The 365-nt window shown below is 77.5% G+C and carries 1 pseudogene; it reads right to left on the bottom strand.

Annotation, left to right across the window (positions count from 1 at the left end):
* Positions 1 to 365: pseudogene (locus ACLEQD_RS45280) on the bottom strand (DNA repair exonuclease); the annotation flags it as partial.

Below are 365 nucleotides of genomic sequence, written 5' to 3'. Positions count from 1 at the left end.
GCGCGCAGCGACTCCAGCAGCACCGGCGGGTGCGCCCGCGCCAGCCGCTCGCGCAGGTCCGCCTCCAGCTGACTCCGCGCCCCCGGCCGCGTGAGCTCCCGGTGCAGCGGCCCGCGCCCGGCCAGCGTGAGGCGCACGGCGTGCCCGTCGAAGTCCTCCGCGCAGCGCGACTCCACCACCTCCGTGGCCACCGCCTGGAGCATGTCCAGCGACGTGACGCCGGACAGCGGCACGTCCAGCCGGTGCCAGCGCACGCGGTCCACCGGCACGAACCTGCGGCGCGCGACGCCGTCTCCACGTCCACCACCACGCAGCCGCGCTCGCCCGTCTCGTGGACGTGCCGGCCCTGCGGGTTGCCCGGGTAC

The sequence above is a fragment of the Corallococcus sp. 4LFB genome, from assembly GCF_046520365.1.
GTDB classification, from domain to species: Bacteria; Myxococcota; Myxococcia; order Myxococcales; family Myxococcaceae; genus Corallococcus; species Corallococcus caeni.
Note: the sequence above shows the minus strand (reverse complement) of the source record. Positions and strands in the feature narration are given on the sequence as shown.